The 25,540-nt window shown below is 69.7% G+C and carries 22 protein-coding genes; 14 read left to right on the top strand and 8 right to left on the bottom strand.

The genetic code is table 11. The features are described 5' to 3' along the window. Window positions 1-8: 8 nt before the first annotated feature. The 4 genes from AB5J56_RS28645 to AB5J56_RS28630 all read right to left on the bottom strand — a co-directional run bounded on the left by AB5J56_RS28645 (window position 9) and on the right by AB5J56_RS28630 (window position 3,554). Complete coding sequence (locus AB5J56_RS28645; protein WP_369236427.1) at window positions 9-686, bottom strand: maleylpyruvate isomerase N-terminal domain-containing protein; 678 nt, start codon at window positions 684-686, stop codon at window positions 9-11. A gap of 109 nt (window positions 687-795) precedes the next feature. Next, the gene (tesB, locus tag AB5J56_RS28640; protein ID WP_369236425.1) at window positions 796-1,671 is read right to left on the bottom strand and encodes an acyl-CoA thioesterase II; all 876 of its coding nucleotides are present in this window, start codon (window positions 1,669-1,671) and stop codon (window positions 796-798) included. A 35-nt stretch (window positions 1,672-1,706) separates the two neighbouring features. Continuing rightward, complete coding sequence (locus AB5J56_RS28635) at window positions 1,707-2,864, bottom strand: acyl-CoA dehydrogenase family protein (protein WP_369236423.1); 1,158 nt, start codon at window positions 2,862-2,864, stop codon at window positions 1,707-1,709. Window positions 2,865-2,960: 96 nt separating this feature from the next. After that, window positions 2,961-3,554, bottom strand: coding sequence for a TetR/AcrR family transcriptional regulator (locus AB5J56_RS28630; protein WP_369236421.1), 594 nt, complete (start codon window positions 3,552-3,554; stop codon window positions 2,961-2,963). A gap of 110 nt (window positions 3,555-3,664) precedes the next feature. Between AB5J56_RS28630 and AB5J56_RS28625 the strand changes: the two genes are divergently transcribed. The 10 genes from AB5J56_RS28625 (at window position 3,665) to AB5J56_RS28580 (ending at window position 16,632) form a co-directional block, all read left to right on the top strand. Continuing rightward, the gene (locus AB5J56_RS28625) at window positions 3,665-5,281 is read left to right on the top strand and encodes a carboxyl transferase domain-containing protein (protein ID WP_369236419.1); all 1,617 of its coding nucleotides are present in this window, start codon (window positions 3,665-3,667) and stop codon (window positions 5,279-5,281) included. A gap of 14 nt (window positions 5,282-5,295) precedes the next feature. Next, the gene (locus AB5J56_RS28620; RefSeq protein WP_369236417.1) at window positions 5,296-7,224 is read left to right on the top strand and encodes a biotin carboxylase N-terminal domain-containing protein; all 1,929 of its coding nucleotides are present in this window, start codon (window positions 5,296-5,298) and stop codon (window positions 7,222-7,224) included. Next, a complete protein-coding gene (locus tag AB5J56_RS28615; RefSeq protein ID WP_369236415.1) occupies window positions 7,221-8,165 on the top strand; it encodes a hydroxymethylglutaryl-CoA lyase in 945 nt (314 codons plus the stop codon). The genes AB5J56_RS28620 and AB5J56_RS28615 overlap by 4 nt, the downstream gene beginning before the upstream one ends. Window positions 8,166-8,170: 5 nt before the next feature. After that, entirely contained in the window at window positions 8,171-9,331 is a 1,161-nt protein-coding gene (locus AB5J56_RS28610) for an acyl-CoA dehydrogenase family protein (RefSeq protein WP_369236413.1), read from the top strand. 148 nt (window positions 9,332-9,479) lie between these two features. After that, window positions 9,480-10,523, top strand: a complete 1,044-nt coding sequence (locus AB5J56_RS28605) for an ABC transporter substrate-binding protein (protein ID WP_369236411.1) — start codon at window positions 9,480-9,482, stop codon at window positions 10,521-10,523. A gap of 101 nt (window positions 10,524-10,624) precedes the next feature. Then, complete coding sequence (locus tag AB5J56_RS28600) at window positions 10,625-11,479, top strand: siderophore-interacting protein (protein WP_369236409.1); 855 nt, start codon at window positions 10,625-10,627, stop codon at window positions 11,477-11,479. Between the two features lie 138 nt (window positions 11,480-11,617). Continuing rightward, window positions 11,618-13,060, top strand: a complete 1,443-nt coding sequence (desA, locus tag AB5J56_RS28595) for a lysine decarboxylase DesA (RefSeq protein WP_369236407.1) — start codon at window positions 11,618-11,620, stop codon at window positions 13,058-13,060. Continuing rightward, on the top strand, window positions 13,044-14,318 hold the full coding sequence (locus AB5J56_RS28590; RefSeq protein ID WP_369236405.1) for a lysine N(6)-hydroxylase/L-ornithine N(5)-oxygenase family protein: 1,275 nt from the start codon (window positions 13,044-13,046) through the stop codon (window positions 14,316-14,318). Before desA ends, AB5J56_RS28590 begins: the two co-directional genes overlap by 17 nt. After that, entirely contained in the window at window positions 14,315-14,863 is a 549-nt protein-coding gene (locus AB5J56_RS28585) for a GNAT family N-acetyltransferase (RefSeq protein ID WP_369236403.1), read from the top strand. The genes AB5J56_RS28590 and AB5J56_RS28585 overlap by 4 nt, the downstream gene beginning before the upstream one ends. Next, window positions 14,860-16,632 carry an IucA/IucC family siderophore biosynthesis protein gene (locus AB5J56_RS28580; RefSeq protein ID WP_369236401.1) on the top strand — a complete coding sequence of 591 codons (1,773 nt, stop codon included), beginning with the start codon at window positions 14,860-14,862 and terminating at the stop codon, window positions 16,630-16,632. The genes AB5J56_RS28585 and AB5J56_RS28580 overlap by 4 nt, the downstream gene beginning before the upstream one ends. A 61-nt stretch (window positions 16,633-16,693) precedes the next feature. Here AB5J56_RS28580 and AB5J56_RS28575 read toward each other — a convergent pair whose 3' ends face one another. Continuing rightward, a complete protein-coding gene (locus tag AB5J56_RS28575; RefSeq protein WP_369236399.1) occupies window positions 16,694-18,283 on the bottom strand; it encodes a beta-N-acetylhexosaminidase in 1,590 nt (529 codons plus the stop codon). Window positions 18,284-18,377: 94 nt separating this feature from the next. Between AB5J56_RS28575 and AB5J56_RS28570 the strand changes: the two genes are divergently transcribed. Then, entirely contained in the window at window positions 18,378-19,274 is an 897-nt protein-coding gene (locus tag AB5J56_RS28570; protein ID WP_369236397.1) for a DUF4429 domain-containing protein, read from the top strand. Window positions 19,275-19,330: 56 nt separating this feature from the next. Here the strand turns inward: AB5J56_RS28570 and AB5J56_RS28565 are convergent, their stop codons facing one another. Continuing rightward, window positions 19,331-20,911 (bottom strand): purple acid phosphatase family protein, encoded by a 1,581-nt coding sequence (locus tag AB5J56_RS28565; protein ID WP_369242849.1) that lies wholly within the window; start codon window positions 20,909-20,911, stop codon window positions 19,331-19,333. Between the two features lie 164 nt (window positions 20,912-21,075). Here AB5J56_RS28565 and AB5J56_RS28560 point away from each other — a divergent pair, with 164 nt between their 5' ends. Together AB5J56_RS28560 and glmS are read left to right on the top strand one after the other, a co-directional pair. Beyond that, window positions 21,076-21,333: a hypothetical protein gene (locus tag AB5J56_RS28560; protein WP_369236395.1), complete on the top strand. Its 258-nt coding sequence runs from the start codon at window positions 21,076-21,078 to the stop codon at window positions 21,331-21,333. 13 nt (window positions 21,334-21,346) lie between these two features. After that, a complete protein-coding gene (gene glmS / locus AB5J56_RS28555; RefSeq protein WP_369236393.1) occupies window positions 21,347-23,164 on the top strand; it encodes a glutamine--fructose-6-phosphate transaminase (isomerizing) in 1,818 nt (605 codons plus the stop codon). Between the two features lie 113 nt (window positions 23,165-23,277). On the opposite strand, the gene AB5J56_RS28550 is transcribed toward glmS, so the two are convergent. Together AB5J56_RS28550 and AB5J56_RS28545 are read right to left on the bottom strand one after the other, a co-directional pair. After that, entirely contained in the window at window positions 23,278-23,841 is a 564-nt protein-coding gene (locus AB5J56_RS28550; RefSeq protein WP_369236391.1) for a GPR1/FUN34/YaaH family transporter, read from the bottom strand. A 178-nt stretch (window positions 23,842-24,019) separates the two neighbouring features. Further along, window positions 24,020-24,547 carry a universal stress protein gene (locus AB5J56_RS28545; RefSeq protein ID WP_369236389.1) on the bottom strand — a complete coding sequence of 176 codons (528 nt, stop codon included), beginning with the start codon at window positions 24,545-24,547 and terminating at the stop codon, window positions 24,020-24,022. 447 nt (window positions 24,548-24,994) lie between these two features. On the opposite strand from AB5J56_RS28545, the gene AB5J56_RS28540 reads away from it, so the two are divergent. Continuing rightward, a complete protein-coding gene (locus AB5J56_RS28540; RefSeq protein ID WP_369242847.1) occupies window positions 24,995-25,291 on the top strand; it encodes a hypothetical protein in 297 nt (98 codons plus the stop codon). Window positions 25,292-25,540 lie beyond the last annotated feature (249 nt).

Below are 25,540 nucleotides of genomic sequence, written 5' to 3'. Positions count from 1 at the left end.
GATGATGTCTATAGACCGGCGATCGATGCGGGGGCGCGCTCGGTGCGGGCGAGTCCCCGGATCACGTCCACCGTCCCGTGGCGCCGGACCGCGAGGCGGCTGAGCAGCTCGACGACCGGGGCGGTCACGTGCTCGGGGAATTCCGGGGTCGGCAGGCCCACGCTGTGGGCCAAGTCGTCGGCGTGGACGACGAGTTCGAGCAGCCGGGTGAGCAGGAAGTCGTCGAGGTCCAGCGACCAGTCGCCCCAGGAGGGCACCCTGATCGGCCGCCCGGCGGGCACCTCCGCCAGCTCGGCGCGCAGCCACCCGGCGGCCTCCCGCACGCGCCCGAGGAGCGCCTCGTGCCCGTCCGCCGCCTCGGCCTCACCCCCCGTCCGGATCCGCACGTTGACGGCGCCGTCGACCCCGGCGTCCAGCCAGGTCACCCGCTGCAGGTAGTACTCCCGCAGCGACACCACCGGCTCCGCGGGCTCCGGCTCCGCGAGCAGCTGCGGAACGGCAAGCGCCTGCCAGGCGGTGTGCCCGGCGAGGCCCCCGACGCTGAAGTCCCGCAGCGCGCTGGGCTTCTCCCACGCCGCCGCGACGGCGGGCTCCGCGAGCAGCTCGGCCACGGCCCGGGCCGCCTCCGCGAAGGCCTCCCGGATCCGTCCCCCGCGCCAGTTCCACGACTCTTCCGTACGGCTCATACCGCCCCCTCGGGTCCGTCATGCGAGACGGCCGATCCTGCCGGGCCGCACCCCCGCCCGCCCAGGTCCAATCCCACACCACTGGACCAGCGACCGCCTCGACCGGCATTCACGGCCGAGGAACGCGGACCACGCCTTCCTGGATGACCGAAATGGCCAGCCGCCCGTCCTGTGTGTAGATGCGGGCCTGCCCGAGGCCGCGCCCGCCGGACGCGGACGGCGAGTCCTGGTCGTACAGCAGCCACTCGTCGGCCCGGAACGGCCGGTGGAACCACATGGCGTGGTCGAGCGAGGCGCCGACGACGTCGCCGGTGACCCAGCCGCCGCGGCCGTGCGCGAGGAGCACGGAGTCGAGGAGGGTCATGTCGGAGACGTACGTGGCGAGGCAGACGTGCAGCAGGGGGTCGTCGGCGAGCTTGCCGTTGGTGCGGAACCACACCTGGGAGTGGGGTTCGCGGGGCTCGCCGACACTGCCGTACGGCGGCGCGTCGACGTAGCGCACGTCGACGGCCTCGCGCGCCGCGAGGAGCCGCTCCGCGACGCCCGGGTCGGTGAAGAGGTGGGCGTAGCGCGGCAGCAGCTCGGCCGCGGTCGGCAGCGTCTCGGGGTCGGGCGCGGGCGGCATGTCCGCCTGGTGCTCCAGGCCCTCCTCGTACGTCTGGAAGGACGCGGAGAGGTGGAAGATGGGCTGCCCGTGCTGGACGGCGACGACACGGCGCGTGGTGAAGGAGCGCCCGTCGCGGATGCGGTCCACCGAGTAGACGATGGGCGCGCCCGGGTCCCCGGTGCGCAGGAAGTACGCGTGCAGGGAGTGCGCGAGCCGGTCCTCGGGGACCGTTCGCCCGGCGGCGACCAGCGCCTGGGCCGCGACCTGGCCGCCGAACACCCGGGGGATGATGGCGGACTGGGACCGGCCGCGGAAGATGTCCTGCTCGATCCGCTCAAGGTTGAGCAGATCGAGCAGGGACTCAAGTGCCTCACTCATGAGGTCAGTTGTACCTTGGACTTTTTTCGGGGAGCTTAAAGGCCCATGTCCTTCGCGATGATCGTCTTCATGATCTCGCTGGTGCCACCGTAGATGCGGTTGACGCGGTTGTCCGCGTACAGGCGGGCGATCGGGTACTCGTTCATGAAGCCGTAGCCGCCGTGCAGCTGGAGGCACCGGTCGATGACGCGGTGCGCGACCTCGGTGCAGAACAGCTTGGCGCTGGCGGCCTCGGCGGGGGTCAGCTCGCCCGCGTCGAGGGCTTCGAGCGCGCGGTCGGCGACGGCCTCGGCCGCGTCGACCTCGGCCTGGCAGGCGGCCAGCTCGAACTTGGTGTTCTGGAAGGAGGCGACGGGCTTGCCGAAGACGGTGCGCTCCTGGACGTACTCCTTGGCGAACCGGACGGCGGCCTTGGCCTGCGCGTAGGCGCCGAACGCGATGCCCCAGCGCTCGGAGGCGAGGTTGTGGCCGAGGTAGTAGAAGCCCTTGTTCTCCTCGCCGAGGAGGTCCTCGACGGGGACCTTCACGTCGACGAACGCCAGCTCGGCGGTGTCGGAGGTCTTCAGGCCGAGCTTGTCGAGCTTGCGGCCGATGGAGTAGCCCTCGGACTTGGTGTCCACGGCGAACAGGGAGATGCCGTGGCGGCGGTCCTCGGCGGTCGGGGCGGCGGTGCGGGCGCAGACGATGACCTTGTCGGCGTGCACACCACCGGTGATGAAGGTCTTGGCGCCGTTGAGGACGTAGTGCGTGCCGTCCTCGGAGAGCTTGGCGGTGGTCTTCATGCCCGCGAGGTCGGACCCGGTGCCCGGCTCGGTCATCGCGAGGGCCCACATCTCCTCGCCGGAGACGAACTTCGGCAGGAAGCGCTTCTTCTGCTCGTCGGTGGCGAGCATCTTGATGTACGGCAGGCCGAGCAGCACGTGCACGCCGGAGCCGCCGAACTGGACGCCCGCGCGGGCCGTCTCCTCGTACATGACGGCCTCGAACTTGTACGAGTCGATGCCGGCGCCGCCGAACTCCTCGTCGACGCGGATGCCGAAGACACCCAGCTCGGCGAGCTTGAAGTAGAAGTCGCGCGGCGCCTGGCCGGCTGCGAACCACTCGTCGTAGACCGGGACGACCTCGGCCTCGATGAAGGCGCGCAGGGTCTCCCGGAACGCCTCGTGATCCTCGTTGAACACCGTACGGCGCACCGTTACCTCCACCTGGGTCATTTCTAAGCGCTTGCTCAGACAAAGGTTACCGGCCAGTCGCAACGGTCGTCCAGAGCAACCACCCCGAGACCCTCGTCACGCTCCCGCGGCCTCGAAGGCCCCACGAGCCATACGGTGCAGCAGCTCCGCCGTACCCGCACGTCCGGGCAGGGAGCCGGGCCGCCCCAGGTGCGGCGTGGAGTTCAGCAGACCGAAGACCGAGTGCACCGCCGAGCGGGCCGTGGGCTCGGCCAGGCCCGGATAGGCCTCCCGGACGACCTCCACCCACAGCTCCACGTACTGCCGCTGCAACTGCCGCACGAGCTTGCGGTCACTGTCGCGCAGGCGGTCCAGCTCGCGGTCGTGCAGGGTGATCAGGGGGCGGTCGTCGAGCGCGAAGTCGATGTGCCCCTCGATGAGCGAGTCGAGGACCTCCCCGGGGGCAGCCCCGTCGGCCTCCTGAAGGCGCAGCTTCGCGCCGGTCAGCAGCTGGCCGCTGATGCCCACCAGCAGCTCGGCGAGCATCGCGTCCTTGCCGGGGAAGTGCCGGTAGAGACCGGGGCCGCTGATGCCGACGGCCGCCCCTATCTCGTCCACTCCTACACCGTGGAAGCCGCGCTCGGCGAAGAGACGGGCGGCTTCCTTGAGGATCTGCTCGCGACGGGTGGGCGCGTCGGTTCTCGTGGCCATGGAAGCAATTCTAGACAGGGAGGTTAGCGCTCGTTAACCTGAAGGAAACGCGTTAACGCTCATTAACCGGATTCATTCACTGGTGGACCACTGGGTGAGGGGACCGCAGGATGCACGAGGCACCGGAACTCCACAGCGCGGCCGATCCCGCGTCGGAGGCCTGGCGGGCCAACGAGGCGGCGCACCGCGCGCTGGGCGAGGAGCTGCGCGAGAAGTTGTCGGCGGCCCGGCTCGGCGGCGGGGAACGGGCGCGCGCCCGGCACACCGCGCGCGGGAAGCTGCTGCCGCGCGACCGCGTGGACGCCCTTCTGGACCCGGGCTCGCCCTTCCTCGAACTGGCGCCGCTCGCGGCCGACGGGATGTACGACGGGCAGGCACCGGCCGCCGGAGTCATCGCCGGGATCGGGCGGGTGAGCGGCCGCGAGTGCGTGATCGTCGCCAATGACGCCACGGTCAAGGGCGGCACGTACTACCCCATGACCGTGAAGAAGCATCTGCGGGCCCAGGAGGTGGCGCTCGAGAACCGCCTCCCCTGTATCTATCTCGTCGACTCCGGAGGGGCCTTCCTGCCGATGCAGGACGAGGTCTTCCCCGACCGCGAGCACTTCGGGCGGATCTTCTACAACCAGGCGCGCATGTCGGGCGCCGGGATCCCGCAGATCGCGGCGGTTCTCGGCTCCTGCACGGCCGGTGGGGCGTATGTCCCGGCCATGAGCGACGAGGCGGTGATCGTGCGCAACCAGGGCACGATCTTCCTCGGCGGCCCGCCCCTGGTGAAGGCCGCCACCGGCGAGGTCGTCACCGCTGAGGAGCTGGGCGGCGGCGAGGTGCACTCCCGGGTCTCCGGCGTCACCGACCACCTCGCGGAGGACGACGCGCACGCGCTGCGGATCGTGCGGAACATCGCCGCCACGCTTCCCGCGCGCGGGCCGCTGCCCTGGTCCGTCCAGAGCGCCGTCGAGCCGAAGGCGGATCCCGCCGGGATCTACGGAGCGGTGCCGGTCGACTCGCGCACCCCCTATGACGTACGCGAGGTCATCGCGCGTGTGGTGGACGGTTCCCGTTTCGCCGAGTTCAAGGCGGAGTTCGGGCAGACGCTGGTCACCGGCTTCGCCCGGATCCACGGCCACCCGGTCGGGATCGTCGCCAACAACGGCATCCTGTTCTCCGAGTCCGCCCAGAAGGGCGCCCACTTCATCGAGCTGTGCGACCAGCGTGGCATCCCGCTGGTGTTCCTGCAGAACATCTCGGGGTTCATGGTGGGCCGGCAGTACGAGGCCGGGGGCATCGCCAAGCACGGCGCCAAGATGGTCACGGCCGTCGCCTGCACGCGCGTGCCGAAGCTGACGGTGGTGATCGGCGGGTCGTACGGAGCGGGCAACTACTCGATGTGCGGCCGGGCGTACTCGCCGCGCTTCCTGTGGATGTGGCCGGGCGCCAAGATCTCCGTGATGGGCGGCGAGCAGGCCTCATCCGTCCTCGCGACCGTCAAGCGCGACCAGCTGGAGGGGCGCGGCGAGTCCTGGCCGGCGGAGGAAGAAGAGGCCTTCAAGGCCCCGATCCGCGAACAGTACGACCGCCAGGGGAACGCCTATTACGCGACGGCCCGCCTGTGGGACGACGGTGTGATCGACCCGCTGGAGACCCGGCAGGTGCTGGGACTGGCCTTGACCGCGTGCGCCAACGCCCCACTGGGTGACCCCCAGTTCGGCGTCTTCCGGATGTGAGGGGACCCCTGACGATGTTCGACACGGTACTTGTGGCCAACCGGGGCGAGATCGCCGTCCGCGTGATCCGTACGCTGCGCTCGCTCGGCGTGCGTTCGGTGGCCGTCTTCTCCGACGCCGACGCGGACGCCCGGCATGTGCGGGAGGCCGACACGGCGGTACGGATCGGTCCGGCGCCGGCGGCGGAGAGCTATCTGTCGGTGGAGCGGCTCCTTGAGGCCGCCGCGCGGACGGGCGCTCAGGCCGTTCACCCGGGCTATGGATTCCTCGCGGAGAACGCCTCGTTCGCGCGGGCCTGCGCCGACGCGGGGCTCGTCTTCATCGGGCCGCCCGCCGACGCGATCTCGCTCATGGGCGACAAGATCCGCGCCAAGGAGACGGTGAAAGCGGCCGGGGTTCCGGTGGTTCCGGGGTCCAGCGGCAGCGGCCTGACGGATGCCCAACTCGCCGACGCCGCACGGGAGATCGGCATGCCCGTGCTGCTCAAGCCCAGCGCGGGCGGCGGCGGCAAGGGCATGCGGCTGGTGCGCGACGCGGCGCTGCTCGGCGAGGAGATCGCCGCCGCCCGCCGCGAGGCCCGCGCCTCCTTCGGCGACGACACGCTCCTCGTGGAGCGCTGGGTCGACCGCCCCCGGCACATCGAGATCCAGGTCCTGGCGGACGGCCACGGCAACGTGATCCACCTGGGCGAGCGCGAGTGCTCACTCCAGCGCCGCCACCAGAAGATCATCGAGGAGGCGCCCAGCGTCCTCCTCGACGACGCCACCCGCGCCTCGATGGGCGAGGCGGCGGCCTGGGCGGCCCGCTCCTGTGGCTACGAGGGTGCGGGCACGGTCGAGTTCATCGTCCCCGGCGGCGACCCGTCGTCGTACTTCTTCATGGAGATGAACACCCGCCTCCAGGTCGAGCACCCGGTGACCGAGCTGATCACCGGCCTGGACCTGGTCGAGTGGCAGCTGCGGGTCGCGGCCGGTGAGCAACTGCCGTACGCCCAGAAGGACATCACCCTCACCGGGCACGCGGTCGAGGCACGCATCTGCGCCGAGGACCCCTCGCGCGGGTTCCTGCCGTCCGGCGGCACGGTGCTCTCCCTGCGCGAGCCGCAGGGAGAGGGCGTGCGCACCGACTCGGGCCTGAGCGAGGGCACGGAGGTCGGTTCGCTCTACGACCCGATGCTCTCCAAGGTCATCGCGTACGGCCCCGACCGCGCGACCGCGTTGCGCAAGCTCCGGGCGGCCCTCGCGGAGACGGTCACGTTGGGCGTGCCGACCAACGCGGGGTTCCTGCGGCGGCTCCTTGCCCATCCTGCCGTCGTGGCGGGGGACCTGGACACCGGGCTGGTCGAGCGGGTGGTGGACGAGCTGGTCCCGGCGGACGTGCCGGAGGAGGTCTACGAAGCGGCCGCGGCCGCCCGACTCGAAGACCTCAAGCCCACCGCCGAGGGCTGGACCGACCCCTTCTCGGTGCCCAGCGGCTGGCGGCTCGGCGGCCGGCACCGGCCGGTGGGCTTCCACTTGAGGGTGCTCGACCCCGTGGAGTACGTCCCGCGCGGCGCCCACACCGTCACCGAGGACCGGGTCGCCGTGACCCTGGACGGCGTCCGGCACACCTTCCACCGCGCCGGCGACTGGCTGGGCCGCGACGGCGACGCCTGGCACGTGCGCGACCACGACCCGGTGGCCGCCTCGCTGACCGGAGCCGGGGTGAGCGGCGCCGACTCCCTCACCGCTCCCATGCCCGGCACGGTGACCGTGGTGAAGGTCGCCGTCGGTGACGAAGTGACCGCCGGGCAGAGCCTGTTGGTGGTGGAGGCGATGAAGATGGAGCACGTCATCTCCGCGCCGCACGCCGGGACCGTCAGCGAGCTGGATGTCACGCCGGGCACGACGGTCGCCATGGACCAGGTGCTGGCCGTGATCACACCTCACGAGGAGTCGGAATGACCGTCCAGGGACTCCCCATGGTCGTACCCGACGAGGGTCTGCCCGCGCGTGTGCGGATCCATGAGGTCGGCGCGCGCGACGGGCTGCAGAACGAGAAGGCGACCGTCCCGACGGAGGTCAAGGCGGAGTTCGTGCGCCGGCTCGCCGACGCGGGGCTGACCACGATCGAGGCCACCAGCTTCGTGCATCCCAAGTGGGTGCCCCAACTCGCCGACGCCGAGCAGCTGTTCCCGCTCGTCAGCGACGTGCCGGGCGTGCAGCTGCCGGTGCTCGTACCGAACGAGCGCGGCCTGGACCGGGCCCTGGCGCTCGGTGCCCGCCGGGTCGCCGTGTTCGCCAGCGCCACGGAGTCCTTCGCGAAGGCCAACCTGAACCGGACGGTCGACGAGGCGCTCGCCATGTTCGAGCCGGTGGTGGCCCGCGCGAAATCCCGGAACGTGCACGTTCGCGGCTACCTCTCGATGTGTTTCGGCGACCCCTGGGAGGGCGCGGTCCCCGTCGCGCAGGTCGTGCACGTCTGCAAGGCCCTGCGGGACATGGGCTGCGACGAGCTGAGCCTCGGCGACACCATCGGCGTCGCCACCCCGGGGCATGTGCTCGCACTGCTGTCCGCCCTGAACGAGCAGGGCGTTGCCACGAGCACGCTGGGCGTGCACTTCCACGACACCTACGGCCAGGCGCTCGCCAACACCCTCGCCGCGCTCCAGCACGGCGTCACGACCGTCGACGCCTCCGCGGGCGGCCTCGGCGGCTGCCCCTACGCCAAGTCCGCCACCGGCAACCTCGCCACCGAAGACCTCGTATGGATGCTGCACGGCCTCGGCATCGACACCGGGGTCGACCTCGGCCGTCTCACCGCCACCAGCGTGTGGATGGCCGGACAACTGGGCCGACCCAGCCCGTCCCGCACCGTCAAAGCCCTCTCCCACCAGGAGCAGTGACACCCATGGACCACAAGCTCTCACCCGAGCTCGAAGAACTCCGGCGCACTGTCGAGGAGTTCGCGCACGACGTCGTGGCCCCGAAGATCGGCGACCTCTACGAGCGGCACGAGTTCCCGTACGAGATCGTGCGGGAGATGGGCCGCATGGGGCTGTTCGGGCTGCCCTTCCCGGAGGAGTACGGCGGCATGGGCGGCGACTATCTCGCCCTCGGTATCGCCCTGGAGGAGCTCGCCCGCGTCGACTCGTCCGTGGCCATCACCCTGGAGGCGGGCGTCTCGCTCGGTGCGATGCCGATCCACCTCTTCGGCACCGACGCGCAGAAGGCCGAGTGGCTGCCCCGGCTGTGCTCCGGCGAGATCCTGGGCGCGTTCGGCCTGACCGAACCCGACGGCGGCTCCGACGCGGGCGCCACCCGCACGACCGCCCGGCTCGACGCGGACACCGACGAGTGGGTGATCAACGGCACCAAGTGCTTCATCACCAACTCGGGCACGGACATCACGGGCCTGGTGACGGTCACGGCGGTCACCGGGCGGAAGCCCGACGGCAAGCCGCTCATCTCCTCGATCATCGTGCCGTCCGGCACCCCGGGCTTCACGGTCGCGGCGCCGTACTCGAAGGTCGGCTGGAACGCGTCGGACACCCGTGAGCTGTCCTTCGTCGACGTCCGCGTCCCGGCCCAGAACCTGCTCGGCGCGGAGGGCCGCGGCTACGCGCAGTTCCTGCGGATCCTCGACGAGGGCCGCATCGCGATCTCGGCGCTGGCGACCGGCCTGGCGCAGGGCTGTGTGGACGAGTCGGTGAAGTACGCCAAGGAGCGCCACGCGTTCGGGCGGAACATCGGCGCGTACCAGGCGATCCAGTTCAAGATCGCGGACATGGAGATGAAGGCGCACATGGCCCGCGTCGGCTGGCGCGACGCCGCGTCCCGGCTGGTCGCCGGGGAGCCCTTCAAGAAGGAGGCGGCCATCGCCAAGCTCTACTCCTCCACGGTCGCCGTCGACAACGCCCGCGACGCCACGCAGGTCCATGGCGGCTACGGCTTCATGAACGAGTACCCGGTGGCCCGCATGTGGCGCGACTCCAAGATCCTGGAGATCGGCGAGGGCACGAGCGAGGTCCAGCGGATGCTGATCGCGCGGGAGTTGGGGCTCACCGGCTGACCCGGCCCCCGCTGTTCGCGGGGACCACAGGCTGCTCACAGGCTCGGGGCGACAGCTCCCCACCCCTGGACACAAGATGAGGTTAGGCTAACCTACCTTTGAACTTGTCCGGCGGGCGCTTCGCCCCGTGCCGAAAGCAGTCACACTCATGTCCAACGCCCGTGTCACCCCTCTCACCCGTCGCGGCATCCTCGCCGCGGGCGGCGCCCTCGGTCTGGGCGCCGTGCTCGCCGCCTGCGGTGACGACGACGCGAAAAGCGGTGGCTCGGGCTCGACGGCAGCCGCGAAGTCCGGTCCCTGGACGTTCAAGGACGACCGCGGCAAGACCGTGAAGCTGGACAAGGTCCCGGCGAACATCGTCGCCTTCACCGGCGTCGCGGCCGCGCTCTTCGACTACGGCGTCTCGGTCAAGGGCGTCTTCGGCCCGACGAAGACCAAGGACGGCAAGGCCGATGTCCAGGCCGGCGACATGGACATCAGCAAGGTGACGATCCTCGGCAACCAGTGGGACCAGTTCAACGTCGAGAAGTACGCCGCGCTCGCCCCCGACGTCCTTCTCTCCACCACCTTCGACTCCGCGGGCACCCTCTGGTACGTCCCCGAGACGTCCAAGGACAAGATCGCCAAGCTCGCCCCGAGCGTCGCCGTCTCCGTCTTCGACCGCCAGCTGACCGGGCCGCTGGAGCGCATGTACACGCTGGCCGAGTCGCTCGGCGCGGACCTGAAGGCCGACAAGGTCGTCCAGGCGAAGAAGAAGTTCGAGGCGGCCGCCGCCCGGCTGCGCAAGGCCGCCAAGGCCCACCCCGGCATCAAGGTGATGGCCGGTTCGGCGAGCGCGGAACTCTTCTACGTCTCCGGCTCGAACCTCTCGGTCGACCTGGAGTACTTCAAGGCGCTCGGTGTGAACTTCGTCGAGCCCTCGGAGGCCGCGAAGAAGGCCACGGGCGGCTGGTTCGAGTCCCTGAGCTGGGAGAACGTCGACAAGTACCAGGCCGACATCATCATGATGGACGACCGCTCCTCGACCATCCAGCCCGCCGACATCGACAAGGCGACCTGGAAGAAGCTGCCCGCCGTCAAGGCCGGCCAGGTCATCGCGCGCTCCCCCGAGCCGATCCTCTCCTACGACAAGTGCACCCCGCTCCTCGACAACCTCGCCGAGGCCATCGAGAACGCGAAGAAGGTCAGCTGACCCGTACTCGGACGTCGTCCGGGCCCCGCTCGGACACCGGCCGGGCCCCGGCTCGGGCGACGTCCGGGCTCCCCGCCCCCTGACGAAACTCAGGAGCACTCATGACGACGGCCGTAGCCGCCCCGTTCCGTTTCTTCTCCCTCCAGGTCATGCGGACGAGGCGGCTAGGCCCGTCTCTGGTCCGGGTCACCTTCGCGGGTCCCGATCTGCGCGAGTTCCACTCCGACGGGCGCGACCAGAGCCTGTCCCTGTTCCTGCCGCACCCGGGCCAGTCCGAGCCCGCGGTCCCGATCGAACTCGGCGACGGCTGGTGGCAGGGCTGGCGTGAACTCCCGGACGACGTACGGGCGGTGATGCGCTCGTACACGCTGCGCGCCCTTCGGCGCGACTCCCACGGCAGTACGGACGAGATCGACATCGACTTCGTGCTGCACGGCATCGAGCCCGGCGCCGCCGCGCCCGCGGGCCCCGCCTCCCGGTGGGCCTCCCGGGCCGCCGCCGGTGACCGCGTCCTGCTGCTCGGCCCGGCGATCGCCGACAACCGCGCGATCCGATTCCGGCCGCCCGAGGACACCGACCTGGTGGTCCTCTGGGCCGACGAGACCGCCGTTCCCGCCGCCTCGGCGATCCTCGAATCCCTGCCGCCGGGCGTCCGCGTCCGGGCCTGGTTCGAGGTCCATGACGCCGGGGACATCCAGGATCCGGTGACCGCGGCCGACGCCGAGATCACCTGGCTCGTACGTGGCGAGGGGTCCCCCATGGCCCTCGACACGATCCGAGCCGCCGGACTCCCGCCCATGTCAAGGCCGTACGCCTGGATCGCGGGCGAGTCCGGCCGTGTGAAGGAGCTGCGCCGTCATCTCGTGCGCGAGCGCGGGTTCGACCGCAGGCGGGTCACGTTCGTGGGCTACTGGCGGCAGGGGCTGACGGAGGAACAGCTGCGCGAGGAGGGGTGACCGCGTCCGAAGTGACGGCAGTCACGGGAGGGGTGAGGTTTCACGGACTTTAAGTTAGGTTAGGCTTACCTAAGTTGAAGCCGCGGAACTTCACCCCTCTCCCGTCCCCCTCGGACTGTCCCCACCGGAGGACCCCCCATGCGCTCGCACCTGCTCAATGACACGACCGCGGAGCGGTACCGCCGCTCCGTGACCGAAGGAATCGAGCGGGTGGCAGCCAAACTCGCCGCCACCGACCGTCCGTTCACCGGCGTCACGGTCGACGCCCTCGCCCCGCGCATCGACCGGATCGACCTGGACCGCCCGCTGCACGACACCACCGCGGTCCTCGACGAGCTGGAGGAGGTCTACCTCCGGGACGCCGTCTACTTCCACCACCCGCGCTACCTCGCGCACCTCAACTGCCCGGTGGTCATCCCCGCCGTCGTCGGCGAGGCCGTCCTGTCCGCCGTCAACTCCTCGCTGGACACCTGGGACCAGTCGGCCGGCGGCACCCTCATCGAGCGCAAGCTGATCGACTGGACGACCGCGCGCATCGGCCTCGGCCCGGCAGCCGACGGCGTGTTCACCTCCGGCGGCACGCAGTCCAACCTCCAGGCCCTGCTGCTGGCCCGCGAGGAGGCGAAGGAAGACGACTTCGCCAAACTGCGGATCTTCGCCTCCGAGGTCAGCCACTTCAGCGTCAAGAAGTCCGCCAAACTCCTTGGTCTGAGCGCCGATTCGGTGGTCTCGATCCCGGTCGGCCACGACAAGCGGATGCAGACCGTCGCCCTCGCCCACGAGCTGGACCGCTGCAAGCGCGACGGTCTCGTCCCCATGGCCGTCGTCGCCACCGCGGGCACCACCGACTTCGGCTCGATCGACCCGCTGCCCGAAATCGCCGAGCTGTGCGCCCAGTTCGGTGCCTGGATGCATGTGGACGCGGCCTACGGCTGCGGTCTGCTCACCTCGCTGAAGCACCGCGGCCGCATCGACGGCATCGAGCGCGCCGACTCGGTCACCGTCGACTACCACAAGTCCTTCTTCCAGCCGGTGAGTTCGTCCGCCGTCCTGGTCCGCGACGCCGCCACGCTGCGCCATGCCACCTACCACGCGGAGTACCTCAACCCGCGCCGCATGGTCCAGGAGCGCATCCCCAACCAGGTCGACAAGTCCCTGCAGACCACCCGCCGCTTCGACGCGCTCAAGCTGTGGATGACGCTGCGGGTGATGGGTGCCGACGGCATCGGCGAACTCTTCGACGAGGTCTGCGACTTGGCGGCCGAGGCCTGGGAGCTCCTGGCGGCCGACCCGCGCTACGACGTCGTCGTGCAGCCCTCCCTCTCCACCCTCGTCTTCCGCTACATCCCGGCCGCCGTCACCGACCCCTCGGAGATCGACCGCGCCAACCTCTATGCCCGCAAGGCCCTGTTCGCCTCGGGTGACGCCGTCGTCGCGGGCACCAAGGTCGGCGGCCGCCACTACCTGAAGTTCACCCTGCTCAACCCCGAGACCACGACGGACGACATCACCGCCGTACTCGATCTGATCGCCGGCCACGCCGAGCAGTACCTGGGAGAGTCCCTTGACCGCGCTTCCTGAATCCACGCGCACGTACGACTTCGTGGGGATCGGGCTCGGCCCGTTCAACCTCGGTCTCGCCTGCCTCACCGAGCCGATCGCCGAACTGGACGGCGTCTTCCTGGAGTCCAAGCCCGACTTCGAGTGGCACTCCGGAATGTTCCTGGAGGGCGCCCACCTCCAGACCCCGTTCATGTCGGACCTGGTGACCCTCGCCGACCCGACGTCCCCGTACTCCTTCCTCAACTACCTGAAGGAATCGGGCCGTCTGTACTCGTTCTACATCCGCGAGAACTTCTACCCGCTCCGGGTCGAGTACGACGACTACTGCCGCTGGGCCGCGTCGCAACTGAGCAGCATCCGCTTCAGCACGACGGTGGACGACGTCACGTACGAGGAAGGGGTGTACGTCGTCCGGACGACGGCCGGTGACCTCTACCGCGCCCGCCACCTGGTCCTCGGCACGGGCACGCCCCCGTACCTCCCCGAGGCCTGTGCCGGTCTCGGCGGGGACTTCATCCACAACTCCCGCTATGTGCAGCACAAGCAGGAGCTGCAGAAGAAGAAGTCGATCACGCTGGTCGGCAGCGGGCAGTCCGCCGCCGAGATCTACTACGACCTCCTCAGCGAGATCGACGTCCACGGCTACCGGCTGAACTGGGTCACCCGCTCGCCGCGCTTCTTCCCGCTCGAATACACCAAGCTCACGCTGGAGATGACCTCCCCGGAGTACATCGACTACTTCCACGCGCTGCCCGAGCCGACCCGCTACCGCCTCCAGACGGAGCAGAAGGGCCTGTTCAAGGGCATCGACGGCGAACTCATCGACGCGATCTTCGACCTGCTCTACCAGAAGAACATCGGCGGCCCGGTCCCCACCCGGCTGCTCACCAACTCCTCACTGAACAGCGCCACTTACCAGAACGGGACGTACACCCTCGGTCTGCGCCAGGAGGAGCAGGAGAAGGACTACGAGCTGAGCTCCGAGGGCCTGATCCTCGCCACCGGCTACAAGTACGCCGAGCCGGAGTTCCTCAAGCCGGTACAGGACCGGCTCCGCTACGACACGCGGGGCAACTTCGACGTGGCGCGCAACTACGCCATCGACACCACGGGCCGCGGGATCTTCCTGCAGAACGCCGGCGTGCACACCCACTCGATCACCTCGCCGGACCTCGGCATGGGCGCGTACCGCAACGCGTCCATCATCCGGGAGCTGCTCGGCACCGAGTACTACCCCGTCGAGAAGACCATCGCGTTCCAGGAGTTCGCAGTATGAGCACCACAGGCACCAGCGCGGGCACCTTCACGTTCCGCCCCCTCGACCCCCTGAAGGACGCCGAGCTCCTGCACGGCTGGGTGACGCACCCCAAGGCCGCCTTCTGGATGATGCAGGACGCCCGGCTCGAAGACGTCGAGCGCGCCTACATGGAGATCGCGGCCGACGAGCACCACCACGCGCTCCTCGGACTGCACGACGGTGAACCCGCTTTCCTGATGGAGAAGTACGACCCGGCCCACCGCGAACTGGTCGGCCTCTACGCGCCGGTGCCCGGCGACGTCGGCATGCACTTCCTGGTCGCGCCGACGGACACGCCCGTGCACGGCTTCACCAAGGCCGTGATCACCGCGGTGATGGCCCACTTGTTCGAGGACCCCTCGGCCTCCCGGGTCGTGGTCGAGCCCGACGTGGGCAACAAGGCCGTCCACGCGCTCAACGAAGCGGTCGGGTTCGTGCCCGAGCGGGAGATCCAGAAGCCGGAGAAGAGGGCCCTGTTGAGCTTCTGCACGCGGGAGCAGTTCACCGAGGCGGTGGCCGCATGACCCTCGCCGACGCCGTGGCCCACCTCTCCCCCGAGCGCTGGGCCGAGGCCAACCGCCTGCTGATCCGCAAGGCCCTCGCCGAGTTCGCGCACGAGCGGCTGATCACGCCGGAGGCGACCGGGGCCGACCAGTACGTGGTATGCGGCGACGACGGCCTCACCCACTACCGCTTCGCCGCCCGCCTGCGCGCCCTCGACCACTGGCAGGTCGACGCCGGCTCGATCACCCGGCATCGCGACGGCGCCGAACTCCCGCTCGCCGCACTGGACTTCTTCATCGAGCTGAAGAAGTCGCTCGGCCTGAGCGACGAGGTGCTGCCCGTCTATCTGGAGGAGATCTCCTCCACCCTCTCGGGCACCTGCTACAAGCTCACCAAGCCGCAGATCCCGTCCGCCGAGCTCGCGAGGAGCGGCTTCCAGGCGATCGAGACGGGGATGACCGAGGGCCACCCCTGCTTCGTCGCGAACAACGGGCGGCTCGGCTTCGGCGTGCACGAGTACCTCTCGTACGCCCCCGAGACGGCAAGCCCCGTACGCCTGGTGTGGCTGGCCGCGCACCGCTCGCGGGCCGCGTTCACGGCGGGCGTGGGCATCGAGTACGAGTCGTTCGTACGCGACGAACTGGGCGAGACGACGCTGAACCGTTTCGCCGACACCCTGCGCGACCAGGACCTCGACCCCGACGACTACCTCCTCATACCCGTCCACCCCTGGCAGTGGTGGAACAAGCTCTCCGTGACCTTCGCGGCCGAGGTCGCCCGGCGCCACCTCGTCTGCCTCGGCGAGGGCGACGACGAGTACCTGGCCCAGCAGTCCATCCGGACGTTCTTCAACTCCTCCCACCCCGAGAAGCACTATGTGAAGACGGCCCTGTCCGTCCTCAACATGGGCTTCATGCGCGGTCTTTCGGCCGCCTACATGGAGGCGACCCCGGCTATCAACGACTGGCTGGCCGGGCTCGTCGAGAACGACCCGGTGTTGAAGTCGACCGGCCTGTCGGTCATCCGCGAGCGCGCCGCCGTCGGCTACCGCCACCTGGAGTACGAGGCAGCGACGGACCGCTACTCGCCGTACCGGAAGATGCTGGCCGCGCTGTGGCGCGAGAGCCCGGTGCCCTCGCTCCAGGACGGCGAGACCCTCGCCACCATGGCGTCCCTCGCCCATGTCGACCATGAGGGGGCGTCCTTCGCGGGCGCGCTGATCGCCCGGTCGGGGCTGACTCCGACGGAGTGGCTGCGCCGCTATCTGCGTGCGTACTTCGTGCCGCTGCTGCACAGCTTCTACGCGTACGACCTCGTCTACATGCCGCACGGCGAGAACGTCATCCTCGTCCTCAGGGACGGCGCCGTGCAGCGGGCGATCTACAAGGACATCGCCGAGGAGATCGCCGTCATGGACGTGGACGCGGTGCTGCCGCCCGCGGTCGAGCGGATCCGGGTCGAGGTCCCCGAGGACAAGAAACTCCTGTCGATCTTCACCGACGTCTTCGACTGCTTCTTCCGCTTCCTCGCCGCGAACCTCGCCACCGAGGGGATCATCGACGAGGACGACTTCTGGCGGACGGTCGCCGAGTGCGTCCGCGCGTACCAGGAGTCGACGCCCGAACTCGCCGACAAATTCCGGCAGTACGACATGTTCGCCCCGGAGTTCGCGCTGTCCTGCCTCAACCGGCTCCAGCTGCGCAACAACCAGCAGATGGTCGACCTGGCGGACCCGTCCGGTGCGCTCCAGCTCGTCGGGAACCTGAGGAACCCGATCGCGGGTCTCTGACCCCGCACGGACGGGCGGGCGCCCCGGAGACGGTCCTCCGGGGCGCCCGTCGGCATGCCGACTAGCTTGCGGGCCAGGGGACTTGGGGCGACCTGTAGTAGCCGATCCCCAGCGCGTCCCAGCGCGGACCCTGCGCCGCGAGCCGCACCTTGTAGGTGTCCCAGTCGTGCGTCGACGCGGGCGACCAGCCGAGCTCGGCCGCGCCCGGCAGGCGCGGGAACGCCATGTAGTCGATGTCCGCCGACGTGACGATGGTCTCCGTCCACAGCGGCGCCTCGACGCCGCGGATCGCCGAACTCGGGGCGCCCGGAAGGTAGTTGCCGGGGTTCCAGTCGTAGGACCGCTTGACCTCGACCAGACCGGCCCAGTCCTGCCCCAGCGGAGTGTCCGCGGTGTACTTCATGTCGAGGTAGAGCCGGTCGGCGGGCGACAGCACGAGCCCCGTCCCGTTCTGCGCGGCCTTCGCGACCTGTGCCTTCTCCTCCGCGCTGGTGTCATCCAGCCCCCAGTACTGCGCGATCGCGCCCTTCGCCGGGGTGGCCCCGGTCAGCTGGTGCCAACCGATCACCTTCTTGCCGTACTTGGCGACGATCGGCTGCACCCGGTCCATGAACTTCACGTAGTCGGCGTGGCTGGTGGAGTGCGCCTCGTCGCCGCCGATGTGGAGATAGCGGCCCGGGGTGAGCGCGGCCAGTTCGCGGATCACGTCGTCCACGAAGTCGTACGTCACCGTCTTGTTCACGCACAGCGAGCTGAAGCCGACGTCGGTGCCGGTGTAGAGCGGCGGCGCGACTCCGTCGCAGTTCAGCTGGGCGTACGAGGCGAGCGCCGCGTTGGTGTGGCCCGGCATGTCGATCTCCGGGACGACCTCCAGATAGCGGGAGGAGGCGTACCGGACGATCTCCTTGTACTGCGCCTTGGTGTAGGAGCCGCCCTGTCCGCCGCCGACCTGCGTGGAGCCGCCGTACGTGGCGAGCCGGGGCCAGGAGTCGATCGCGATGCGCCAGCCCTGGTCGTCGGAGAGGTGCAGGTGCAGGGTGTTGACCTTGTAGAGCGCCAACTCGTCGATGTACCGCTTCACTTGTCCGACGGTGAAGAAGTGCCGGGAGACGTCGAGCATGGCGCCGCGATAGCCGTAGCGCGGGGTGTCCTTGATGGTGCCTCCGGCGACCAGCCAGGGGCCGGGCTGCACGGACCTCTTCTCGACCGCGGCCGGCAGGAGCTGGCGCAGGGTCTGCACGCCGTGGAAGAGCCCGGCGGTCTCACGGGCCGTGATCGTCACACCGGACCTGCCGCTGACCAGACGGTAGCCCTCCGCGCCCAATTTACTGTCGGCCAACCGGAGTTGGATGCCACCGCCACCCTTCGAGGTGACCGGCAGCCGATAGCCGGTGGAGGGCCGCAGGATGTCCGCGAGGTACTCGCCGACCCGGCGGGCCTCCCGTGTGTCGTCCACCCGGATGCTGGTCCCGCCGGTGATCCGGTAGGCGGATCCGCCCGCGTCGACCGAGGCCGGGGCCGGGACGACCTGCCCCAGCGGAGTGGCGCTCCGCGCCGCGGCGGCGGGGGCCGCGCCGACGACGGAGAGACCGGCGGCCGCCACGAGCAGCAGCGTGCCGAGAAGGCGGGGCGTTCTGTGGTGCTGTCTCACATGCGCTCCCTTCAAGTACCCCAGGGGCCTCCCTGACTGACACCCCAATGGGTATAGACCACTCTCCCGTACGAGGGGTGGAACAATCCCCGTCATGGCGGAAATCATCCAGAAGGACGGGACGTGGGCCTTCGACGGGGACGCCCTGCGGCTCACTCCGGGGCGCGACAAGAACGTGAGCCTGTTCCGCAAGACCTTGGGTGAACTGACCGTCCCACTTGGCGCGTTGGCGGGAGTCTCCTTCGAGCACGGCAAGAAGTCGGGTCGCCTGAGGCTACGGCTGCGCGACGGCGCCGACCCGCTGCTCCAGGCGACCGGCGGCAAGCTCGCGGAGCCCGACGACCCCTACCAACTGACCGTCGACTCCGACCGCTTCGGCGTCGCCGAGTACTTCGTGGACGAGGTGCGGGGCGCGCTGCTCCTCGACCAGGTTCCGACCGACCCGGTGGACGCCTATCTGCTGCCCGGCCCCTCCGTGCCGCTGTCCGCCTCCGCCGGGGACGGCACGGCGAGCTTCGACGGGGAGCACATCAGGCTGGAGTGGAACTGGAAGACGGAGGACGCCAAGGCCGCCGCCGGGACCCGCTCACTCGCCTTCACCGACATCACGGGAGTGGAGTGGCATCCCGCGGCGGGGCTGGAGAACGGCTACCTCCGCTTCACCGTGCGCGGCGCGGAGACCAAGGCCCCGCCGAAGTACGACCCCAACTCCGTGGAACTGTGGGGCTTCAAGAAGGACCCCCTGATGGCGCTGGTCGCCGCCGCTGTGCAGGCTCGGCTCCCCCATCCGACCGCGCCGCCCGTGGACGACGTACGCCCAGGCGTATCCCCGAAGAAGGAACTCCTGCCCGCACAGCGGCCGGCGCCCGCCGAGGACGACCACGACGCGCTGCTGCGGAGGCTGCGTGAGCTCGGCGAGCTGCGCAGGTCGGGTGTCCTGACGGACGAGGAGTTCACGCTGGCCAAGCAGGCGGTTCTCAAGCGCATGTGAGAACCGCCTGCGCGACATGGGAGCGTGCGCCCTGCCTTCCGGGCGTACGCGCGGCCCTACTTGGCGCGGCGCGCCACCGTGAAGTGGTCGATCTCGCCGCCGGTCTCGGCGATGCCGCGCACCTTCAGCGTGGTCAGCTTGCCCTTGGCCGCCGGGGTCACGTCCACGCGCAGGAACGAGTAGTTGAGGTAGCGCACCCGCGACCAGGCGACCGTCTCGGCCTGCTTGGCGCCGTCCTTCAGGCAGATGAAGGCGGACACCGACTCGACGTCGTTCTCGTGGCCCTCGTAGGAGTCCGGGGCGGTGAACGCGTACAGGCTGCGGCCCGCGGCGCCCGCCGTCACGTAGACGACGCCGTCCGTCTCGGGGTACGCGGTGCCGCCGATCGGGAGCTTCTTGGCCACCGCGTTGCCCTTGATGACGTCGGTGCGCTCGTACTGGTGGTTGTGGCCGTTGATCACCAGGTCGACCGTGTACTTCTCGAACAGCGGCACCCACTCCTGGCGCACGCCGCCCTCGGAGGAGTGGGCGGTGGAGGTGCAGTAGGCGCAGTGGTGGAAGAAGATGACGATGAAGTCGATGTCCTTCGACGCGCGGTACTTCTTGAGCTGCGTCTCCAGCCAACTGGTCTGCGTGCCGCCGGAGATACCGAGGTTGGCCGGAATCTCGAAGGACACGTCGTTGGCGTCGAGCGAGATGATCGCCGTGTTGCCGTGGGTGAAGGTGTAGACGCCGGGCAGGTTCGCCTTGTCCGGGCCGTTCTCCGGAAGCTGCCAGCGGGCCTCCTCGCCGCCGTAGCCGTTGGGCGAGTACCAGGCCTCCATGTCGTGGTTGCCGTACGACACCATCCACGGCACGGACTTCGCGACGTACTCGGTCTGCGCGAGGAACTGGTCCCAGATCCGCGAGTCGAAGCCGGTGTCGGTGGCCTTGCCCTGGCCCGCCGGGTCGGCGTACGCGATGTCGCCCGCGTGCAGGTGGAAGGACGGGTTCTGAGCCAGGATCAGGCTGTCGTTGGCGAGGCCGTGGTAGCTGACGCCCTCGTCACCGAAGGCCGTGAAGGTGAACGGCGCCTTGTGGGCGGGGGCGGTGGTGAAGGTGCCCAAGGTGCCCAGCAGGTGCGCCTCGGCCGGGTCGAAGCCCTGGTGGCCGACGCCGTAGTAGTACGTGCGGCCGGGGCGCAGGTGGGTGAGCTTGGCGTGCAGGTAGTACTGCGTGTGGTCGCCGCTCGCGCCGACGCCGGCCGGCGTGAAGAGCGTGCGGACCTCGGCCTCGATCTTGCGGGAGAGGTCCCAGGGGTGGGCGCCGATGCGGATGTACGGCTTGCTGACGGCGACCGGGACCTGCCAGGAGACCGTCATCTCGGTGCGCGGGTCGGCGCCGTAGGCGAGGTGGCGGCCGAAGGGGGCGACGAGCGCGCCGTCCACCTTCTCCGTGGCGGTCGCGGAGGCGGTGGCCGTCCGCTGGCCGGGTACGGCAGCCTGCGCGGTCGCCCCCGGTATGAAGGTGCTGCCGACGACGGCGCCCACGGTGACCGCGCCGCCTCTCATCATGTTGCGCCGCGAGAATCTCGCCCGCAGGTACTCGTGCTGCTCGGCCATGCTCATGCGCGCGGCGAGCTTCTCCGGTACTCCCATACGAGGTGTGTCCATGGCCTGAAAGTTCCTCCGCGTGGGCGACGCGACGCAAGACACAGGATGGACAGCTGTCAAACAGGCCCCCATAAGAGATTCAACAGTCGGCTGCCCGATACCGGGCAGGATTCTTGCGAAACCGGCTTCGGTGCCCCAGGATCTACCGGGTGCACGACGAACTTGTTGATCATCTGACGCGGTCCACGCCCCTCAACCGGGGCGAGGCGCTGCGGGTGATCCAGGACGTGCTCGCCTACTTCGACGAGACGACCGAGGACTACGTCCGTCGCCGCCATCGCGAGCTCCAGGGCCAGGGCCTGGTGAACGCGACGATCTTCGAACGGATCGAGGCGGACCTGAAATACCGCGCGGTCGCGCCGCCGGAGCTCACGCTCAGGCAGCTGCGCCGCATGGTCTACGGCTGAGGAATACATATATATGTGCGGAATCGTCGGATACATCGGCAGGCGTGACGTGGCGCCGCTGCTGCTCGAAGGCCTCCAGCGCCTGGAGTACCGCGGCTACGACTCGGCGGGCATCGTGGTGACGACCCCGAAGTCGGCCGGCCTGAAGATGGTCAAGGCCAAGGGCCGGGTCCGTGACCTGGAGGCCAAGGTCCCGGCGCGCTTCAAGGGCACCACCGGCATCGCCCACACCCGCTGGGCCACCCACGGCGCCCCCTCCGACGTGAACGCGCACCCGCACATGTCGGCCGACCAGAAGGTCGCCGTCGTGCACAACGGCATCATCGACAACGCCTCCGATCTGCGGAAGAAGCTCGAGGCCGACGGCATCGAGTTCCTCTCCGAGACGGACACCGAGGTCCTCACCCACCTCATCGCCCGCTCCCAGCAGGAGAAGCTGGAGGACAAGGTCCGCGAGGCGCTGCGCGTCATCGAGGGCACCTACGGCATCGCGGTCCTGCACGCCGACTTCCCCGACCGCATCGTGGTGGCCCGAAACGGCTCCCCGGTCGTCCTCGGCATCGGCGAGAAGGAGATGTTCGTCGCCTCGGACATCGCCGCCCTGGTCACCCACACCCGGCAGATAGTGACGCTGGACGACGGCGAGATGGCCACCCTCAAGGCCGACGACTTCCGTACGTACACCACCGAGGGCACCCGGACGACGTCCGAGCCGACCACCGTGGAGTGGGAGGCCGCGTCGTACGACATGGGCGGCCACGACACGTACATGCACAAGGAGATCTTCGAGCAGGCCGAAGCCGTGGACCGGGTGCTGCGCGGCCGCATCGACGACCGGTTCTCGACGGTGCACCTCGGCGGCCTGAACCTGGACGCCCGCGAGGCACGGCAGATCCGCCGCGTGAAGATCCTCGGCTGCGGCACCTCGTACCACGCGGGCATGATCGGCGCCCAGATGATCGAGGAGCTGGCCCGCATCCCCGCGGACGCCGAGCCGGCCTCCGAGTTCCGCTACCGCAACGCGGTCGTCGACCCCGACACGCTGTACGTCGCGGTGTCCCAGTCCGGTGAGACGTACGACGTGCTGGCCGCCGTGCAGGAACTGAAGCGCAAGGGCGCCCGGGTGCTCGGTGTGGTGAACGTGGTCGGTTCCGCGATCGCCCGCGAGGCGGACGGCGGCATGTACGTCCACGCGGGCCCGGAGGTCTGCGTCGTCTCCACCAAGTGCTTCACCAACACCACGGTCGCCTTCGCGCTGCTCGCGCTGCACCTGGGCCGCACCCGCGACCTGTCGGTGCGCGACGGCAAGCGGATCATCGAGGGCCTGCGCAAGCTGCCCGCGCAGATCTCCGAGATCCTGGCGCGGGAGGAGGAGATCAAGAAGCTGGCCGAGCAGTACACCGACGCCCGCTCGATGCTCTTCATCGGCCGCGTCCGGGGCTACCCGGTGGCCCGCGAGGCCTCCCTGAAGCTCAAGGAGGTCTCCTACATCCACGCCGAGGCCTACCCGGCCTCCGAGCTGAAGCACGGCCCGCTGGCCCTCATCGAGCCCGCCCTGCCGACGGTGGCGATCGTCCCGAACGACGACCTCCTGGAGAAGAACCGCGCCGCCCTGGAGGAGATCAAGGCCCGCAGCGGCCGGATCCTCGCGGTCGCGCACCAGGAGCAGGAGAAGGCCGACCAGACGATCGTCGTCCCGAAGAACGAGGACGAGCTGGACCCGATCCTCATGGGCATCCCGCTCCAACTCCTCGCCTACCACACGGCGTTGGCCCTGGGCCGGGACATCGACAAGCCGCGCAACCTGGCGAAGTCGGTCACCGTCGAGTAGGTCACCGTCGCGCAGGTCACCCCGCGCGTGAACGATCCCCTGCGTTGCCACCCGCGCGCAGGGGATCGTTCTTTCAGGGCCGGGGCCGCCCATTACCCCGGCCCGCGCCAGCCTCAGCCGGTGGCCGTCACCCCCCGGCCGGCGGCGCGTCGCGGAAGGGCCGTGGGCCAGTGGGCGAGGGCCGCCGTCGCCGCGTACCAGGCCACGGCGCCGGCCGCCACGGCCAGCCAGCCGCCGACCTTCGCCAGGCCGTCGTTGTCCGCGAAGCGCGCGATGGCGAGGAGCAGCAGCGAGACGAAGAGCAGTCCGTAGGTGCCCTGGCCGAGCAGGTCGCCGCCCGCGAGCGTGAGGGAGAGCGCCACGAGGGCGAACAGGACCAGGAAGAGCCCTGCCGCGTTGTCGGAGATCTGGCTTCCGGCCGAGACGGCCCAGGTGAACCACAGGGCGCCGAGCGCCGAGAAGGCCGTACCGGTGGCCGCCTCGCGGTCACGGAAGGCGAGCAGTCCGGCGACGAACAGCGCGACGCCGCCTACGTAGTGGGCCAGTGATACGGCGTCCGCCGCCGTCACGCCGTCGATCACGTCGGTATACCCGAGGCCGAAGGCCAACAGGGTGATTCCGAGGGCGAGTCGACCGACGATCGTGGTGGTGCTTCCCGCAGAGACGTCGTTGTCCACGGCGGGCTCCCTTCGTGCTTGTGCGCTTGTGCGTGATCCCTATATGCCCTTCACAAGCGCACAAACACTTTCTACGCGCGAGTAGATTTATGCCACGCCAAAGGGAGTTGCCCCTGCCCACGGCTCATCTCACCTGGGACAACGGGGAGTTACGGAATGACAACGCCGGAAGCGCGCGTCAGGGGATGACGATCACCGGGCGCTTCGCGCGCTTCGCGAGCCGGCCGGCGACCGAGCCGAAGATCCGGCCGACGATGCCGTGCGTGGAGCCCACGACGATCGCGTCCGCCTCGTACTCCCGCCCCACCTCTTCGAGTTCGTGGCAGATGTCGCCGCCACGCTCGACGAGGATCCAGGGCACCTCGGCCAGGTACTCGGCGCACGCGAGCTCCAGCCCCAGCACCTCGGTGCGGTGGTCGGGCACGTCGACGAAGACCGGTGGCTCGCAGCCCGCCCACACCGTGGTGGGCAGCCGGTTGGCGACATGGACGATGATCAGGCCCGAGCCGGAGCGGTGGGCCATGCCGATGGCGTACGCGAGCGCACGCTCACTGGACGTCGAGCCGTCGAAACCGACGACGACGCCGTGCTTGAAGGCGGGGTCGCAGGACTGGCGTGGCTGTTCCGCCGCCAGGGGCTCGGCTGCCGTGGGATCGGCGAGCGGGCGCTTGCGGTTCGCGGGATCGTGGAATTCGTGACCGGCCATGGGTATCTCGGCGTTTGGATCCTCGTGGTGGGACGACAACGTGCGACAGAGCTGTGTCCGGGCTGTGTCCGGGAATTATCTTCCCAACCCCGTACCCCCAAGGGTACGGCGGCACGCCTCCTCTGCCCAGATCCCGCGCGCGCTGTGCGGCGTTCCCCGGAGCATGCATGAGAGGCGCCCGTAACGCAATGGTTGCTGCCCCGTACAGGCGGTTTGCGCAGGGTTCAACCAGGTTCCCTTGCGGACCGGGCCATCGGGCGCCCACCGGGCAGTGACCGGCCGGTCGAACACGCGTTGAATGGGGTGACCCTTCGCCGTAGGGAGCCCACCGTGCCCGGACCCGAGACCGCGACCGACCGACCCACGACCGTGCCCGCGACCCACCGCGCCCCCGGAGCGCACTCCGCCGGAGGACACCCGGGCCACGCCGGCCCCCCCGGGCCCCCGATGACGCCCGCCGTGCCGGACACGGCGAGCGACGTGGTGCGCTGGGCGGCCTTCAGCTGCGTCCTGGTCCCGGTGGTACTCGTCTGGTACGGCACCTCACTCGCCGGGGCGGCCGGCACGGCGCTGGGCCTCGCGGCCGTGACCGGGGTCTGCCGGCTGCTTCTGACACAGTCCGAGCGGGGCGCGGCGCGGCTGCTGGCCGAGGAGCATGCCCCGCATCGCGGGCGGCACGGCAGAAGTGGCGCGGGGGGCCACAGAGGCGGGCGCCGTTCCGGGGGAAACAGGCCCGTCGACTGACCGGTTTCCGCGCACGCTCCCGACTCTTTTCAGCCAACTTCGGCCTACGGTGCATCTCTTGGTCGAACGACCCCGCAACCCGCGTTCGACCTGCACTGTAAGGGCCTCGGCGAGCGCGCACACCCTATGTGGATTGGCCACTGACACGAGGCGTACTTCCCTGCACGGCCCACGAGTGCAACGCTTCGTGATCGAATGCTTCACGCCAAGTTGCCATGTCGACAATGTGCCGTGTGGCGAACTGGTCAC

Source organism: Streptomyces sp. R21 (assembly GCF_041051975.1).
GTDB lineage: Bacteria > Actinomycetota > Actinomycetes > Streptomycetales > Streptomycetaceae > Streptomyces.
This window is presented reverse-complemented; position numbering and strand designations above follow the sequence as displayed.